The 15,711-nt window shown below is 55.5% G+C and carries 16 protein-coding genes and 1 tRNA gene; 9 read left to right on the top strand and 8 right to left on the bottom strand.

Annotation, left to right across the window (positions count from 1 at the left end; translation table 11 throughout):
* Positions 1-16 precede the first annotated feature (16 nt).
* On the top strand, positions 17-616 hold the full coding sequence (locus CDH48_RS08420; RefSeq protein WP_100688293.1) for a DUF938 domain-containing protein: 600 nt from the start codon (positions 17-19) through the stop codon (positions 614-616).
* A 230-nt stretch (positions 617-846) separates the two neighbouring features.
* Here CDH48_RS08420 and CDH48_RS08415 read toward each other — a convergent pair.
* Positions 847-937 (bottom strand) — tRNA-Ser (locus tag CDH48_RS08415).
* Positions 938-1,161: 224 nt separating this feature from the next.
* Here CDH48_RS08415 and CDH48_RS08410 point away from each other — a divergent pair.
* Both CDH48_RS08410 and CDH48_RS08405 read left to right on the top strand, forming a co-directional pair.
* Positions 1,162-1,692 (top strand): isochorismatase family protein, encoded by a 531-nt coding sequence (locus tag CDH48_RS08410; protein WP_100688292.1) that lies wholly within the window; start codon positions 1,162-1,164, stop codon positions 1,690-1,692.
* Positions 1,693-1,763: 71 nt separating this feature from the next.
* Positions 1,764-2,411 (top strand): cupin domain-containing protein, encoded by a 648-nt coding sequence (locus CDH48_RS08405; protein WP_100688291.1) that lies wholly within the window; start codon positions 1,764-1,766, stop codon positions 2,409-2,411.
* A gap of 49 nt (positions 2,412-2,460) precedes the next feature.
* Here the strand turns inward: CDH48_RS08405 and CDH48_RS08400 are convergent, their stop codons facing one another.
* The 5 genes from CDH48_RS08400 to CDH48_RS08380 form a co-directional block, all read right to left on the bottom strand.
* Positions 2,461-2,811, bottom strand: coding sequence for a DUF7352 domain-containing protein (locus CDH48_RS08400; RefSeq protein WP_100688290.1), 351 nt, complete (start codon positions 2,809-2,811; stop codon positions 2,461-2,463).
* 85 nt (positions 2,812-2,896) lie between these two features.
* Complete coding sequence (locus CDH48_RS08395; RefSeq protein ID WP_100688289.1) at positions 2,897-3,820, bottom strand: LysR family transcriptional regulator; 924 nt, start codon at positions 3,818-3,820, stop codon at positions 2,897-2,899.
* 12 nt (positions 3,821-3,832) lie between these two features.
* Entirely contained in the window at positions 3,833-5,020 is a 1,188-nt protein-coding gene (locus CDH48_RS08390) for an MFS transporter (RefSeq protein WP_100688288.1), read from the bottom strand.
* A gap of 3 nt (positions 5,021-5,023) precedes the next feature.
* Positions 5,024-5,851, bottom strand: coding sequence for a CheR family methyltransferase (locus CDH48_RS08385; protein WP_100688287.1), 828 nt, complete (start codon positions 5,849-5,851; stop codon positions 5,024-5,026).
* 41 nt (positions 5,852-5,892) lie between these two features.
* A complete protein-coding gene (locus CDH48_RS08380; protein WP_100688286.1) occupies positions 5,893-6,822 on the bottom strand; it encodes a chemotaxis protein CheV in 930 nt (309 codons plus the stop codon).
* 188 nt (positions 6,823-7,010) lie between these two features.
* Here CDH48_RS08380 and flgA point away from each other — a divergent pair, with 188 nt between their 5' ends.
* The 3 genes from flgA to CDH48_RS08365 all read left to right on the top strand — a co-directional run bounded on the left by flgA (position 7,011) and on the right by CDH48_RS08365 (position 8,713).
* Positions 7,011-7,712 carry a flagellar basal body P-ring formation chaperone FlgA gene (gene flgA / locus CDH48_RS08375; protein WP_100688285.1) on the top strand — a complete coding sequence of 234 codons (702 nt, stop codon included), beginning with the start codon at positions 7,011-7,013 and terminating at the stop codon, positions 7,710-7,712.
* A gap of 196 nt (positions 7,713-7,908) precedes the next feature.
* On the top strand, positions 7,909-8,235 hold the full coding sequence (gene flgM / locus CDH48_RS08370) for a flagellar biosynthesis anti-sigma factor FlgM (protein ID WP_100688284.1): 327 nt from the start codon (positions 7,909-7,911) through the stop codon (positions 8,233-8,235).
* A 7-nt stretch (positions 8,236-8,242) separates the two neighbouring features.
* Entirely contained in the window at positions 8,243-8,713 is a 471-nt protein-coding gene (locus CDH48_RS08365) for a flagella synthesis protein FlgN (protein WP_100688283.1), read from the top strand.
* Positions 8,714-8,730: 17 nt separating this feature from the next.
* Here the strand turns inward: CDH48_RS08365 and CDH48_RS08360 are convergent, their stop codons facing one another.
* Entirely contained in the window at positions 8,731-9,474 is a 744-nt protein-coding gene (locus tag CDH48_RS08360) for a pilus assembly protein PilB (RefSeq protein WP_100688282.1), read from the bottom strand.
* Between the two features lie 238 nt (positions 9,475-9,712).
* Here CDH48_RS08360 and CDH48_RS08355 point away from each other — a divergent pair, with 238 nt between their 5' ends.
* The 3 genes from CDH48_RS08355 (at position 9,713) to CDH48_RS08345 (ending at position 12,950) form a co-directional block, all read left to right on the top strand.
* Positions 9,713-10,276: a peptidylprolyl isomerase gene (locus tag CDH48_RS08355; protein WP_227521011.1), complete on the top strand. Its 564-nt coding sequence runs from the start codon at positions 9,713-9,715 to the stop codon at positions 10,274-10,276.
* Positions 10,277-10,318: 42 nt separating this feature from the next.
* Positions 10,319-12,241 (top strand): bifunctional tRNA (5-methylaminomethyl-2-thiouridine)(34)-methyltransferase MnmD/FAD-dependent 5-carboxymethylaminomethyl-2-thiouridine(34) oxidoreductase MnmC, encoded by a 1,923-nt coding sequence (gene mnmC, locus CDH48_RS08350; RefSeq protein WP_100688280.1) that lies wholly within the window; start codon positions 10,319-10,321, stop codon positions 12,239-12,241.
* Positions 12,242-12,317: 76 nt separating this feature from the next.
* Positions 12,318-12,950 (top strand): CBS domain-containing protein, encoded by a 633-nt coding sequence (locus CDH48_RS08345; RefSeq protein ID WP_100688279.1) that lies wholly within the window; start codon positions 12,318-12,320, stop codon positions 12,948-12,950.
* A gap of 7 nt (positions 12,951-12,957) precedes the next feature.
* Here CDH48_RS08345 and CDH48_RS08340 read toward each other — a convergent pair whose 3' ends face one another.
* Entirely contained in the window at positions 12,958-15,693 is a 2,736-nt protein-coding gene (locus CDH48_RS08340; protein ID WP_100688278.1) for a hypothetical protein, read from the bottom strand.
* Positions 15,694-15,711 lie beyond the last annotated feature (18 nt).

The raw sequence follows: 15,711 nt of genomic DNA, 5'->3' as shown, positions 1-15,711 counted from the left end.
CAAATCAGGGCCACCAATGACTGAAGGAAAACCGTTTTCTCAAGCCTGCGAGAATAATAAGCAGGTCATTCTTGAAAAGCTCTCCGCGGTGTTCATCAACCCCGGAACTGTTCTCGAGATCGGCACAGGCACCGGGCAACACGCAGTGCATTTTGCCGGCAGCCTCCCGCACCTTAAGTGGCAGCCCAGCGACCATCCGCGCAACTACCAGTTGTGCAAGCCGTGGCTTGCAGAGGCAAACCTGCCAAACATCAGTAGCCCGTTGCCCCTGGATGTCAGTGCCGACTCCTGGCAGATTCCACCGATTAATGGCGTATTCTCTGCCAACACCGCCCACATCATGTCGTGGCACGAAGTAGAGGCCATGTTTAGGGGCGTGGCCGCCCATCTCACGAAGGGAGACGCCTTCTGCCTTTACGGACCATTTAATTACGGCGGAAGATTCACCAGCGCAAGCAATCAGCAGTTTGATGCCTCTTTGAGGCAACAGAACCCTGTGATGGGAATCCGGGATATGGACGACCTCAAACGCATCGCCAGTGAAAATGGTTTAGCCCTGGAGTCGGACTTTGATATGCCCGCGAATAACCGGCTACTGGTCTGGAGAAAAGTGTAGACGGGTATGGGAGTCGATTCGGCCAATAAAAAACCCCAGCGTTGCCGGGGTTTTGTATTGGCGGAGAGGGAGGGATTATTCGGCCCTGCGGACCTCTCCCCTTCGGGGCCGTCGTCGCGTGGCTCCGACGTTCCTCCGGCTGCTTCGCAGCCTGCGGTCGAACCCGCGAGGGTTCTTTCTACCCTGTCCTTCGGCCAATAAAAAACCCCAGCGTTGCCGGGGTTTTGTATTGGCGGAGAGGGAGGGATTCGAACCCTCGATACGCTATTAACGTATACACACTTTCCAGGCGTGCGCCTTCAGCCACTCGGCCACCTCTCCAATAACCTGTTTCAAATCAGCTATGTCGTCGCTCATTTGAGGGCGCAAACTTTAATGGTTTTGGGGGCGCTTGGCAACTCCTGCGCTGTAAATCCCGGCAAAATTTTCACTTTATGCCGATAATGGTTTTATGGTGCTCGCCACTTTCATTACACGTGCCCTGGCATTACGAGTACCATGGCACTTCTCATTTGTTCAGTGTTATCAACGTTTGGAGACTGGCAATGCTGATGAAATCCGAACAATCGACCCTGGTTCTGATCGACGTTCAGGAAAAGCTGATGCCTGCAATTACCCATGGGCAGGATGTAATCAATCAATGCGTTACCCTTGCAACGATTGCCGGGCTACTGGACATTCCGGTGCTCGCCACCGAGCAACTGCCGGAAAAACTGGGGCCAAATGTGGAGGCGGTGAAAGAGCTTTGCCACCAGACACTGAGCAAGCATCATTTCGACGCTTGTTCGGATGGGCTGGTAGAGAATCTGCCGGAAGGGCGGCAGCATATAGTTATCGGTGGCTGCGAGACTCATGTATGCATGATGCAGACAGCTCTCAGCCTTATTGATGCCGGCTATAAGGTTTGGGTGGTGGCAGATGCAACAGGGTCACGGAATGAATTCGATCGCGACGTTGCCCTGGACCGGCTCAGTGAGAGCGGCGCCCGCATCGTTACTACGGAGATGGTGGCGTTTGAGTGGATGCGTCACTGCACCCACCCGGCGTTTCGGGATGTTCAGAAGCTGATAAAGTAGTGGCGATTCTGTGCATCCGTGTGCGAGTTTCAATCGTAATTAATGGTTGTATTTATTGACAAGGCAGTGCAATGCTGAATATGGACTTTAGTCGCAAGGTTGTCATCCGGACTCATGAACTGGAATGGCTTCCCAGCCCTTCCGGCGGGGTTGTCCGGAAACCTTTGGCTCGGGAAGAGGCCGAGCGTGGCCATGCCACCAGTATTGTCCGATACGAACCCGGAGCAAGCTTCAGCCGGCATGAACATCCGCTTGGGGAAGAAATCCTCGTACTTGACGGTGTGTTTTCAGATGAATCAGGCGATTATCCTGCCGGCACATACCTTCGCAATCCGCCCGGCAGCGCGCACGCACCGTTCAGCAAGCCCGGCTGCACACTGCTGGTCAAACTGCATCAATTCAATGAGCGGGATCTGAAGACTGTTCGCGTTGATACCAGAAACAGCGACTGGCTGCCTGGTATTGGTGGCCTTGAAGTCATGCCGCTGCACGAGTTTGAACACGAACATGTGGCTCTCGTTAAATGGCCTGCCAAAGAGACGTTTCAGCCACACAGGCATTTCGGCGGTGAAGAGATATTTGTGCTTTCAGGCGAATTCTGCGACGAACACGGGCACTACCCTGCCGGTACCTGGATAAGGAGCCCCCACATGAGCCAACATCATCCTTTTGTGGACCAGGAAACGGTAATCTGGGTAAAAACCGGCCACCTGCGCTAGAGCCCCGGAGGGCTCTCTGAAAAGGGAAAGCGCAAGAGCTAATGCTGCCTCACCAGTCTGAGGCCGCCAAAGGCTGGTTAATGGGAACATCACTTTCGGGCTTGCTACCACCAGCCTGGCCTTCAGCCGGAACTGCATAGACGTGATAAGCCTCAGGGCCGAACTGATCGAGCGCAGTGTCTACGTACTCATAGGTCCGGGGCACCGGCTCTCCGGAGAAAGTTACCCGGAACTGGCGCTTCAGAGCCGGTGTGCCTACGTTCAACGGCTGTTCTACCCAAATGTAAACGGCCTTGTGGGGCACAATGTACTCACAACGAACCACTCTGTAACCTTCGGTGAGAGATAAAGTGGTCGGCTCTTTACCCGGTTCAAGGCGGAATTTATGGATCGTCTTCATGGCTGCTTCTCCTTTGGGTTACTACCTTTCACGCATCCATAGTGCCGACAATTGAAGCTCGATAAAATAAGGTTTTATGATTATTTTACATCGCTTTTTTCGATGCTGATTTTGAGTTCCGGAAATCGGTGCGGGCTTCACAGATGGCCCGGACACCCTCATGATTCAACCGACTTCCCCGTGTGATGGCAAAGAGCTCGTCCGTTACCTCATCCACGGCCAGGAGGTGCTCCACTTCATACTGCCGGCATACCTCATCACGAATTACCGTAGGCGCAGCGAAAACGCCAAAGCCTTCGCGGCCAAAAACCTTGATCAGCGCGCTGTCATCCACCCGGGCTACCAGGTTCATGCGTACCCCTTTCAGGGCAAACCAGTTCATCAGGCGCTCGAAGTAAGGCACGTCGGTAGCATTGGCGAGGAAAGGCTCACCATTGAGTGATCCCGGTAACCCCGAACGCAATCTCTGGGCGAGGGCTGGCGCTGCAAAAAGACTGATACTGGAACTCGCTATCGGGTGAACCGTCAGATTGGGCTCGTTATGGACGCCCGGCATGCGATCAGTCAGTACCACATCCAGTTCTTTCCGCTTCAGGCTGAGGATCAACCCCTGGGTTCGGCCGGTTTGACATTCGAGCTGAATCGGCCGCTCAATGGTCATCGCAGGCTGCAACAGGTAATAGACAATCAGTTTGTGGATAGAGGCAGATATGCCCGCAGAAAGTGCCAGGGGGCGTTCTGCAGGACCCGACCGCAAGGTTTCAGTCAACTCGCCGGTCAGCGCAAAAATATCATCGGCATAACCGAGTACCAATCGGCCAAGATCAGTAAGAATCAGCTTGCGCCGCTCCCTCAGGAACAGGCGTCCGCCCAGAGAGGCTTCAAACGTCGCCAGTTGGCCGCTGAGAGTTTGCGGTGCGAGATCAAGGACATCACTGGCCCTGGCAATAGAACCTTCGCGGCTTATTACCCAGAAATAATAGAGATGGCGCAGATTCATCTGGTCCATTCAGACCCCCGGCTATAAAGGCTTTCGGGCTACCGCATCTCCCCGAGTCAGCCACAGAACCATCAGTACCCCATGAACGACCAGAAAAGGCACAGCAATCATCACAAGCGCCGACCAGCCAAGCCAGGACAGGATGACACCTGCCGATAGAGCCGCTGTGGCCTGTGAGCCGAATACCAAAATATCATTGAGCCCCTGAACCCTGAAACGTTCGGCGTCGGTATACCCATGAGGTAACAAGGTGGTGCCGCCTACAAAAAGAAAGTTCCAGCCCACACCCAGCAGCAACAGAGCAGACAGATAATGGTGGAAGCTGACACCACTGGCGGCCAGAACAACACATCCCAGGTAAGCAAGCAGCCCCGCTGCCATCATGAGGGGTATGCCCACCACACGCGTCAACCAGCCACTGATGAGCGATGGCAGGTACATGGCCATAATGTGCAACTGAATAACCCGCTTGGCATCATCCAGGTCGTGCCCCGCCATTTCTGTCATGCTCAGAGGGGTTGCGGTCATGATGAAACTCATCACCGCATAGCCAATGGCCGCAGCGCTGATGGCTGCCCAGATCAGCGGATTGGCAAGTATTTCCCGCAGTGGCCTGCCGCCACCAGCATGGGTTTCCCGTACCCGCTCACCACGGGCACGGTAACCCGCTCCGAGTATCACCAGCGCGCCAAACTGCACACCGGCCAGGCCAATCCAACTGTTCAAAAAGGGGTAACGTGCCTCTGCCCCGCTGCCAAGTGACGCAATTTCGGGCCCGAGCCAGGCGGCAATCAGGCCTCCGAGCAAAACTCTTGCTGCGGCTGAGCCTGCCAGGCTGTCCGGCACGGATTCCATTGCTGCAAACCGGTATTGATGCACCACCGCCAGGCCGGACCCGCCAACCAGCGCAGCCAGGCAAAGCAAGGTAAACAGCCCCTGCCAGGATGCGATCGCGCCAAGGCACGCCGCCAGCATACCCATGAGGGCGCCAAGCAGCATTACCCGCTTGCGGCCCAGCCTCTCCATCAACCAGGTAGCAGGTTTGATAGCAAGCACAGTTCCAACCACCACAAGCCCTACAGGCAGTGTTGCGTACTCAGGTGCAGGTGCAAGCAGGCGGCCCTGGATACTTCCGATGAAAACGATAAATGGCGCCGTACACATGGCAAGCGCTTGTGCTGCTACCAGGACCCACACATTAAAGGGCATGGATTACTTTTTCCTGTAGATAATCCCCGGGTGGCACTGCACCATCTCGTAAAGCTCCGGGAGGCCATTGAGCGATTCCGAGGCTCCGAGAATAAGGTAACCACCGGGATTCAGAGTGGCATGGATGCGGGTCAGGATGTCTCTTTTGAGGTCTGCTGAAAAATAGATCAGAACATTCCGGCACATCACTATGTCGAATTTTCCCAACAGGTAGCGCTCAAGCAGATTGAGTTCCCGGAACTCCACCATATTTCGGATCTGCGGTCGGATTTGCCAGCCACCGTTGGCAGAGGGGGTAAAAAACTGCTTTTGACGTTCCGGCGACAAGCCTCTTCCAATGGCGATCATTTCATATTCACCACGGCGAGCAACCTCGAGCACGCTTTTCGATATGTCCGTTGCGGTCACTTTTACGTCGCGCAATTTGCCCGGTTTCTGGCGCCGGAACTCTTCTACAACCATGCCCACCGAGTAAGGCTCCTGCCCGGTGGAGCATGCAGCCGACCAGATCCTTAAGGGTGATACTGCAGAGCGCGCGGCAAACTCCGGGAGCAGTTTTTCCTGCAGAATACGAAACGGGTGATCATCGCGGAACCAGAGGGTTTCGTTGGTAGTCATCGCATCAATCACGACTTCCCTGAGGCTACCCCGGCCCGATTTCCGGAGGCGGTCAAGCAATTCCCCGAGGGATTTCAGGTCGTTTTCTTCAAGAATTCGCCGCAAACGGCTTTTCACAAGGTACTGTTTGTTATCGCCCAGCAAAATGCCACAAGCGTCCTGCAGGAACGTTTTGAAGGCTTCATATTCCTGTGGCGTAATATCCGTTTTCATTGGATCTCAATTGTGAATAAATTTTCAGAGGGGCTAAGGAGTCAGTTCTGGTCAATAATTTCCATGACCCGCTCAGCGAGTTCATCGGGACTGAACTTCGCCATGAAGTCATCCGCTCCGACTTTTTGCACCATCGCCTTGTTGAATACTCCGCTCAGTGAAGTATGGAGCATAACAAACAGCCCGCTGAGAGCGGGATCCGTTTTAATCCGCGTAACCAGTGTGTACCCATCCATTTCAGGCATTTCCACATCCGAGATGATCAGCGAAAAGTGGTCGCCTGCCTTTGAACCGTCCGCCGTGATTTCTTTAAGGTATTCGTATGCCTGCCTGCCGTCATTGCGGGTGATCACCTCCATACCAATCGCCGTCAGACAACGTTCGATCTGGCGCCGTGCCACAGATGAGTCGTCTACCACAAGAACCGGCAGGTGCCCGGGAGCCCGCTGCGCACTTCTGGTTACAATGGCTTCCGTTACATCTTCTCTCAGAGGGGAAACCTCGGAAAGAATCTTCTCTACATCCAGGATTTCAGCCAGCTTGTCTTCGATTTTGGTCACGGCGGTAAGGTAAACGTCTTTGCCTGACCCTTTCGGTGGTGGAAGGATATCCTCCCAGTTCATGTTCATGATTCGGTCGACTGCGGATACCAGAAACCCCTGGGTTTTGCGGTTGTACTCGGTAATGATTACAAAACTGTTGGGCAAATCTTCCTGTGCAATCCCCGGAAGACCAATCGCCATGCCCAGATCAATCACAGGAATTGTTTGGCCCCGGATATGGGCAACACCTCGAACCACAGCACGGCTGTTAGGTATGGACGACAACTTCGGGCACTGGAGCACTTCCTTGACCTTGAATACGTTGATGCCATAAATCTGACGCCCGCGTAAACGGAAAAGAAGCAGCTCCAGGCGATTCTGCCCTACCAGCTGAGTACGCTGATTTACACTGTCCAATACCCCTGCCATAGCAGTCTCTCCTGATGGCCGGATAGCACCGGCACGCATTTTGCGAATCTAACCTGGTGAGTTAACCGGGCGACAGAATAGTGCCACCTGCAAACGGATCAGCCTTGTTAACGACCGGAATACTGTAATCCTTAGGCATTTCGATGAATTTTGCCTTATTACCGACAGCATAGGACATACCAGGGCATATGCGCACCCAGCTTTTAGTATTGACCATAGTCATATCCGCTTTTGCCGGCCCGGCACAGGCAAAAACCACCGCGGACGAAATACGGGACGCCGCCACGGCTTTTCTTGAAGCTTTTGCCCAGGCCCAGACCGACAAAGGGTATCAGGTCGCATTCGAGGCCGGCAATATCGACCCGAGAATTGCGCTTGCGCCCTGTTCCGAGGCCCTTTCGGTGGAATTCACCGGCGATCCCTGGAAAAGTGAGCACCCATCCGTGCAGGTAGCCTGTAGCGGAGAGCGCCCATGGCGGATGTTCGTAACAACAACGGTTTCTGTAAGCGGCCCGGCTCTGGTGGCCAGTCGCCCGTTTGGGCGTGGCGAGCGAATCACCGGGGATATGCTTGAAACCCGGTCCGTTGTTGTTAACGCCAGCCGACGGGGAATCATAACCGATGCAGAACTGGTACAAGGCATGATTGCGCGCCGGCCAGTCAATGCAGGCTCGGTTCTCACGCCGGATCTTCTGGAGGCGCCGGATGCCGTTACACGCGGTGATCATGTTATCATTACTGCCCGCAGCGGTTCATTTTCAGTTCGTACCCGGGGCAAAGCTCTGGCAAACGCGTCCATTGGCGAACAGGTACTGGTGGAAAACCTCGGCTCGTCCCGCACGGTAAAAGCCAGTGTTATCCGCCCCGGGCACGTTGAAGTTCCGATGTAGCGCGGAAAAATGGCAAACCTTTGCCGCCGGCAACGGTCTGCCGTCGTTTTCATGGTCAGGCCAGCAGTGAATTTGTGACAGAATGTTAACAAAAAACAGGTTTTACCCCTAAAGTATGCCGGCACGGTGCCGTTAAACAGATATAAACCAAGTACAGCCCGCGTATGTGCGGCCTCAATGAAAAGCAGGTATTGATATGTCAGTTGACTTAAATGGAATTGGCCCCGGCCAGGTCAACACTCAGAGAACCACGGCCGAAAAATCCGCCAACAGCCAGAATGCCTCTAAAGCCTCTCCCGAGCAGGCTAACGCGAAGGCCCAGGCTGCCCGCGGTGAAAATGTAAATCTGAGCAGTCAGGCCCGGAATCTCAAGCAGCTGGAGCAGAAGCTGGGAGATTATCCGGAAATGGATGATGAGCGGATTGAACAGATTCGATCCGCGCTGGAAAACGGCACCTATAAAGTTGACGCGCAAAAACTGGCCCAGAAAATGCTTGATATGGATAAAAGCATTTTCGGGTGAGTGAGCCATGTCTGTAATCGATGATCTGAAAAACCTTCTTTCTCTGGATATTCGCCAGTTGGATACCCTTGCGGAGACGCTCGAAAAAGAGAAAGCCTGCCTGTCCGGCTCCGACGCCAAAGCGCTGGAGCTACTTACCCGGCAAAAGAACGAGATTCTGGAAAATATCCGTGAGCGCGCCAAGCAAAAAATCCGTTTGCTGGTAGCCATGGGGTATCGGCCAGACAGCGGAGACCCCTCGCGCTTTATCCGCAGTGCTGGCCTCGATGGGCTTTACGCCTTTTGGCAGGAGGCAGACAGCAAGCTTCGGCACTGCCATAGTCTCAATGAAAACAATGGGCGCATCATCAACCACTTGCAGAAGCGCCTGTGCCGGCTTACCGACATTTTCCGGGGCGCCTCAGGTCAGCAAAAGCTATACGGTGCCAAAGGGCAACAGACAACGGTATCGAGCCGGACTGTCCTGGCCAGTGCCTGACAGGAGCGCTTTCCGGGTCAGCGTGTGTAGATCGTCATTCGGGAATCAGAGTGGAAACGGATGTTCTGGATGCTGACATTGCCCATGGAAGGACCCTTGCCGCCACGGACCCGGATATTGTCCATGCGAATTTCCTCAATACGCTCCGGAAAGGCCATGGTTAGTGCTCCATCCTCACCCACAAGGTACCGGGGCTCCCCTTCCCGGTAGTGCACACCGGAAATCGAAAAGTCCGAGTCCAGAACATTCAGAACCGGGAAAAATACATTCGCCGTGAGCTTCAGACCTTCAATTGCGTCGGGTTTCGACTGGCCCTCATCCACGGCTGAACCGGCACTTTCAACCACCCCGGAAACAAGGCCAATGTGATCAAGCAATGAGTTGCTTCCCTGCCCCGAAACCGCCGACAGTTCGTCCTCGGTCATTGGCGCCATTCCGGCAGCATCAAACAGCTCGCCGGCTTCGGCCGCCTGGGCAGCTTTCGCGTTATTACTCGCCGCAAAGGTAACCAGCGGTTGAAAGGGCAAGGTTGCCATGGTGACCATCGCTGCTGCATTGCGGTAGCGTGACTGGTGCTTGAGAACCCGGCCAAGCTCCTTCTCGCTTATCCAGCCGGCTGAAATTAACACCTCACCCAGGCGTCCGCCGCTCTCTCGCTGCAGTCGGAGGCCTTCCTCAACCTGGCTCTCGGACAAATAGCCGCGGTTAACCAGCAGCCGCCCAAGACGTGACTTTTCCTCGTATCCTTTGCGGAATTTCACTAGGTCTCTCCCATTTCCCTCAGTGAACACCGTACAACCCGGCCCGGTGGTTATGTCCTGCTCAGTGACTGGTTTTGCGCAGGCCTGTATCTCGAACGGTCAATCAAATCTGGTAAGATCGGAACACGATTGAGTTCCGGTAATTATTGCAGGAAATTCACGTGTCACTAACAAACTGAGAGCCCCGGTAATGACAAATTTGGTAAAACCCCTGGGTAATGTGATTCAGGTCGTAGTTATGACTCTCGCATTATTCTTTTTCGCTATACCCACCCATGCAGAAACCGATTCAGACAGCGCAAAATCCGAGCTTCCGAAGGTGCGAATCCTGACCAGCATGGGTGCGATTGAACTCCAGCTCCGCCCTGATGTGGCCCCGAAAACAGTAGAGAACTTTCTTCAGTATGCCCGCGATGGATATTTCGATGGCACAATTTTCCACCGGGTCATTCCCGGCTTCATGATTCAGGGGGGCGGTTTCACAGGCAACATGACGCGCAAGGAAACCCGCTCACCCATCCAGAACGAAGCCTCGCCAACCCTGCCTAACCTGCGCGGTACGGTGGCCATGGCCCGAACCAACGCTCCGGATTCTGCAACCTCCCAGTTTTTCATTAACGTGGCAGACAACGATTTCCTCAATGCGGGGGTTCGTGGTGCCGGCTATGCGGTATTCGCCAGGGTAATGTTCGGTATGGGCGTGGTAGACACGATTGCAAACGTCAAGACGGCGCGCGTCCGGGGTATGGCTGATGTGCCGGTAACTCCCGTGTTAATCGAGAGCGTCACCCTGATGGATTAACCGATTACCCCTTACCGGCAAAAAAAACCACAGGGCATCAGAATGACTCCAATCCTTGTTCCGCCAGCCATTGAGCCGGCGGAATTGACCTGGCACGCCGATGTGCCGGAATCCAGGCAATTCGGTGATATCTATTTCAGCCGCCACAATGGCCTTGAGGAATCCCGGTATGTATTTATCAGGCATAACCAGCTGCAGGCACGTTTCGCCTCGGTTCCTGAAGCCGGGTGCTTTGTGGTTGCCGAGAGTGGCTTTGGCACAGGCCTGAATTTTCTTGCCACATGGCAGGCCTGGCAAACCTGGGGCCCATCCCATACAGCCACGCTGCATTTTATCTCCGTTGAACGCTATCCACTGCGCCTGCAGGATCTCGAAAAGGCGCTTTCATTCTGGCCGGAACTCCACGAACCCGCGCATGAACTGATTGCCAACTATCCACCGCTGGTACGCGGTGCCCACCGCCTGGTTCTGGCAGGTGGCAGGGTGCGCCTGACCCTCTTCTTTGGTGACATACAGGATGCCTGGGAAGCACTCTGCTTTAAAGCAGATGCCTGGTTCCTGGACGGATTTGCACCGGCGGTTAACCCGGAAATGTGGCAGGCAGCCCTCTTTGAACAGATGCGCCAGCACAGTAAGCCCGGTACTACCCTGGCCACATTTACGGCCGCCGGGGCAATCCGGCGCGGGCTGGAAGCCTCAGGCTTCCGGATGCAGAAGCAAGCTGGATACGGGCGCAAACGGGAAATGCTGACTGGCAGGTTTCAGCCAGACAGCGCCCCGCCTCCAACGCAAGGCCCGGCACAAACTGCCCCTGAAATAGCAGTAATCGGCGCTGGCATAGCCGGGTGTCTGCTTGCAAACAACCTGGCAAAACGCGGTTATGCCGTCACTCTGGTAGACTCTGCCGAAGAGCCCGGCTCCGCCGCATCGGGCAATCTTCAAGGCGCCCTGTACGTAAAACTCGGTGTGGAATATAACCACCAGACCCAGCTCGCACTCTCAGCCCTTACATTCAGCCAGCGGTATTATAACGCCAGTGGCAAGCAGTTCTGGCACCCTACCGGCTTACTGCAACTGGCCTGGAATAACACTGAGAGGGAGCGGCAACGCCGGTTCCTCGAGTGCAACCAGTATCCCCAAAATCTCTTGCGCCAGGTGAACCGGGAGCAAGCTGAAGCTCTTACCGGAGCCAAACTTGAAAGTGGCGGATTGTGGTTCCCGGGTAGCGGGTGGGTGGAGCCCGGCAAACTTTGTAAAGCGCTTGCTGCACATCCGGGCATTCACCGGGTAACTGGTTTCACGGTTGGCAAAGTCGCGGCTTCCGACGGTTCCTGGGCTCTTTACTCTGACAACCCTGACAACCGGAAGATTCTCGCAGACCGGATCGTGATCTGCGCGGGACACCAAAGCCCGCATCTGGTTCCGGGTTCCGAAGCGCTCCGCTTCAAGGCGATTCGAGGGCAGGTAACCCACATGCCAGGGCCGCTGATAGAGAGCCCGCAAGCGGTTGTCTGTGGCGCCCGCTATCTCAATCCCGCCCACAACTCCCCGGGCTCGCAACTGTCCGTTATCGGCGCAACATTTGATCTTCACAGCAATGAACCGAAACCAACGAGCGAAAGCCACAGGGAAAATATTCGCGAAACTTCGGCAATGGTACCCAGAATGCTGCCGGCAGAAACTGCAACCGGTCCGACTCCCGAACAACTAACGGGGCGTGTAGGATTTCGCTGCACAACCCACGATTACCAGCCTGTGGCCGGGCCGTTTTATGATGCTGAAGGGCGCGAACTGGAAGGGCTCTATCTTTTGACAGGCCTGGGCAGCAAAGGCCTTGGTTACGCTCCACTGCTTGCGGAATTTATTGCGGACCAGCTAACCGGCCAACCCTGCGCCCTGCCCCTGTCCCTGGCGAAACGGCTGGCAACCGGGCGCATGCATCAGCCAAAGATGGCGTCTTCGTAATCAATTACTGCTAATGCTCTGCTTCCGGTAGCCGATACACAGACATAAAGAGTGCCTTTTTGAGGGGGTAAGACCAGTGTCCATTTATGTGAGCGAACCGGGCCGACCCATCGGCACAAGATTACCGGACCTGTTCCGGGGCCGGCGTGTGGGCAATGTGAGCGAACTGACGGAGAGCCAGCCAATCGACCCCGGGCACAGCGAAGCTACCGATTCGGAGTTCCAGCTTGCAGCCCGCTCCGGGCGACACCGTGCGCTGGAAGAATACGGAGCCGCCACGGCGGGTGAGCGAAAAGAACAACGCCCCTATCTCCCGGTTTCGTCAATCTGCTCACCCACCATCCATTCTTTGCCTGCTTCCTCCACCGTCGCGGAAGCCATCACCATGATGGATGAGCAGGGTGCGAATCATCTGGTGGTGACCGCAGATACAAATATCGCCGGACTTGTGGGGCGGCAATGGCTAATGGCGTGGCTTCTGGAAAACCAGGCAGACGCCATGAACCAGAGCCTGACCCATATCGAGCTACCAGCCTTCCTGACCGCCTCACCGGAAACCGATGCTCACCAGCTTGCGAGGTTGATGCTGGCCCACCAGTTGAATGCCGCTCTGGTTGTGGATGCACAGGGCAAGGCCATAGGTGTCGTCACCAGTACCGATTATCTGCGCCTGTACGCCAGCGTGGGGGGGCAGCAAGACAGCGTTTGAAACCTGATCAGGGCGTCAACAACACACCCTCTGGGCTGAACAGTATCAACTTCCATTGGGCACCCTGCAGGGAAAGCGCCACGATTTCATCATCCCGGTAATTTGCGAGCCTTGTAATCCGTGAGGCTCCGGTATTTAACTGTGATCGCCACTCGCCCCGGAAGACACCGGTTTCCGCATCCGTGCCGGAGCCCGAGTCAGCTTCTGGCAAGGTGGATATCCGGGTAACGATGCCAGAGTTGACGCCACTGGCAATTGCGGTGCCGGTAAAGTCCCCATCGGTATGGCCGGCAGCAACCAGATCACCGTCAAAGCCGGCTAATGCCAAAAAATGTTCAGTGGAAGAATCGGCCTCATCGTTCAGGTTATATGCCCGGACAACATCGCCGGCGGTGGAATAACCCAGAATAAAACCGCTGGCACTGGAGTTGGGCTGGCTAACCAGAATCACGGAGCCGTCCTCTGTTTCAGCGTTTCTCTCGACGGCATATTCACTGGCGCCGTTCCCCAATAACCACAGGATGTTTCCGCCCACAAAGCCGTCGACAACCTGTTCATCACCCTCTGTGCCACGCTGGCGTACGCTGACATCGCCGTCGCCGGAGGCAGCGGTATAAAAGTAGGCATCCCATCCCCCTAATGGAGGCTCACCATTAACCGCGCCCTGGGCAGAGCCAAACAGCAAGGCGCTGGCACCTTCGGCACTTGCCCCTGCCACACGGTCGTCAGCCGAAGATCCTGCCTGCCGTGTCCATGCCAGAGCGGGAACAAATTGGTTTCCATCCGGCAAGGAATCCAGGCGTTGCAAAAAACTGTCGTAGCCCCCGGTGGCGGTCTGACCGGGCCATTTACCTTTCGTCTCACCGGCGATAACAACAAAACCACTGGCGACATTTATCCCTGCCCAGCGAACCAGATCATCATCAGCAGTGCCGGTTCGAACTGTCCAGGTTTCAACATACTCGCCGCCGTTACTTTCGGGGTTGTACCAATACAGAGAGCTGACTACGTCCATTCCGCCCTGTTCTGTGGTTCCGGCCACAACGCCATCAGTGCTGTAGGCAACGAGAAGTTCGAAGCGTTCAGTCTTGATGTTGTTCCGGGTGACCTCGCGCCTGGCCACGTCAATGGTTACCTGCGGTTCGGATAACTGATCACCAGGGGCGGAAATTTCAAGCTGCTGAAACAGATTGCCCTTCTGATCGAATATGCGCACCTGAACTCTGTCGTTTTGCGTGCGATCATATCCGCTAACAAACATCCTCCCGGCATGGCCCACAGCCAGGTCTGTTGCCACAAAACTGCTGCCGGACCCCAGAGCCAGTGGTGTAACAAGCTCATTGATACTGATTCTTAGCATCTCCTCTGCGGCGGCACGGGCATAATTTTCCCGCCCACGCTGAAAGCCCTCATCGAGACCCAGCAGAATGAAACGATCATTGGATCCGACATTGGTGTAGCTGCCGGGATCAGCGATCTGAATGCTGAACTCGATCTCATCGACACCGTCAGGAAAAACCAGCTCATCGTTCTGTAAATTCGTGCTGAACTCAGCACCAAGGCGAGCCGTCGAATCCGCGGTGTGCTTCAGTCTGGCCCGGACCGTTCCCTCGCGTTCGCCCGTCAGGCGCGCCACGTACGCTCGCGTACCGCCAACATTCAACGCATCCCGGGCTCCACCTGCAAGAGTCTCAAGACTCACCTCGGGCTCGTTGTCATTTATGACCAGCGAAGTGCGAACACCGCCATTACTCGCACCCAGCCCCGCGAGGCCGGAGCGGACTTCGGTAAGCCTGAGCTGTGCGGCTTCCGATGGCTCCGGGAAACTGTCTTCTGCCACTTCCAGGCGAATGTAGCACTCGGTAATACCGGGCTCCAATGTGACTACGCCACTGGTGGACGCGCCCGAACTGTCGGTGTCATAAGCCAGATAGGGAAGCTCTTCCAGTAAGGATGCGCTGCCACTGCCCAAAGCCACAATATCCTGGCCGATAATCGCGTCTCCGGTGTTGGCCCGGCTGTGATCGCAACGTTGATGGGGCGCCGTGATGTTCGGATCACAGTTGGATGCGTCATAGTCTGACGTCAGTTCGAAAGCGACGGCTACCCGGGTTACCGACGGTCGCTCCAGGGATATTTTTGCGAACACCTGTCGGGTAGGCACAGTGAGATTGCGGGTTCCGGTAACCTCGCCGTTGTCGTCATAGAGATTGATGGTAAAACTGTGTTCCCCAGGGGTATCCAGATCAGGCAGCTTGCAACTTTGTTCGTTACTGTCCGGCACTGTGGAGGCGACACCTTCTTCGAACGCCTCAGCCTCAAGCGACAAGACGTTATACTTGACCTCAATATCAAACGGCTGAGCACCTGCCATCCGGCCATCGGTCGTCACAAGGTTGATATCTTCCTGCTTGCCGAGATCGGCATCGCCCCGGGCGCCTCCAGTGAGCCCGGGCACACCCCGCATGATAATGCCCTGCCGGGCTTTGTTGCTGGTATCTTCCAGGGCCAGCCACGAAGGGGCATTGGTCAGCGTGTAGTCGAGTATGCCTTCGCCGCCATAGGCACCAAAATTGTAGGAATATTCCACACCCAGGTAGGCTGTTCCGGGCGGGACGCCCAGTATGGTTGGCTGATCCGGGTCTTTTTCGGTTTTACACCCTGAGGCAGTGAGGCTCAGAACAAAAACGACGGCCACCTGCATGGCAAAGGCGGCAGTGCGGGGAAACAACTCGGCGCGCATGGAAAAATCCGTTTCAGA

Source organism: Marinobacter aromaticivorans, assembly GCF_002806975.1.
In the GTDB taxonomy this organism is placed as follows: Bacteria; Pseudomonadota; Gammaproteobacteria; order Pseudomonadales; family Oleiphilaceae; genus Marinobacter; species Marinobacter aromaticivorans.
Note: the sequence above shows the minus strand (reverse complement) of the source record. Positions and strands in the feature narration are given on the sequence as shown.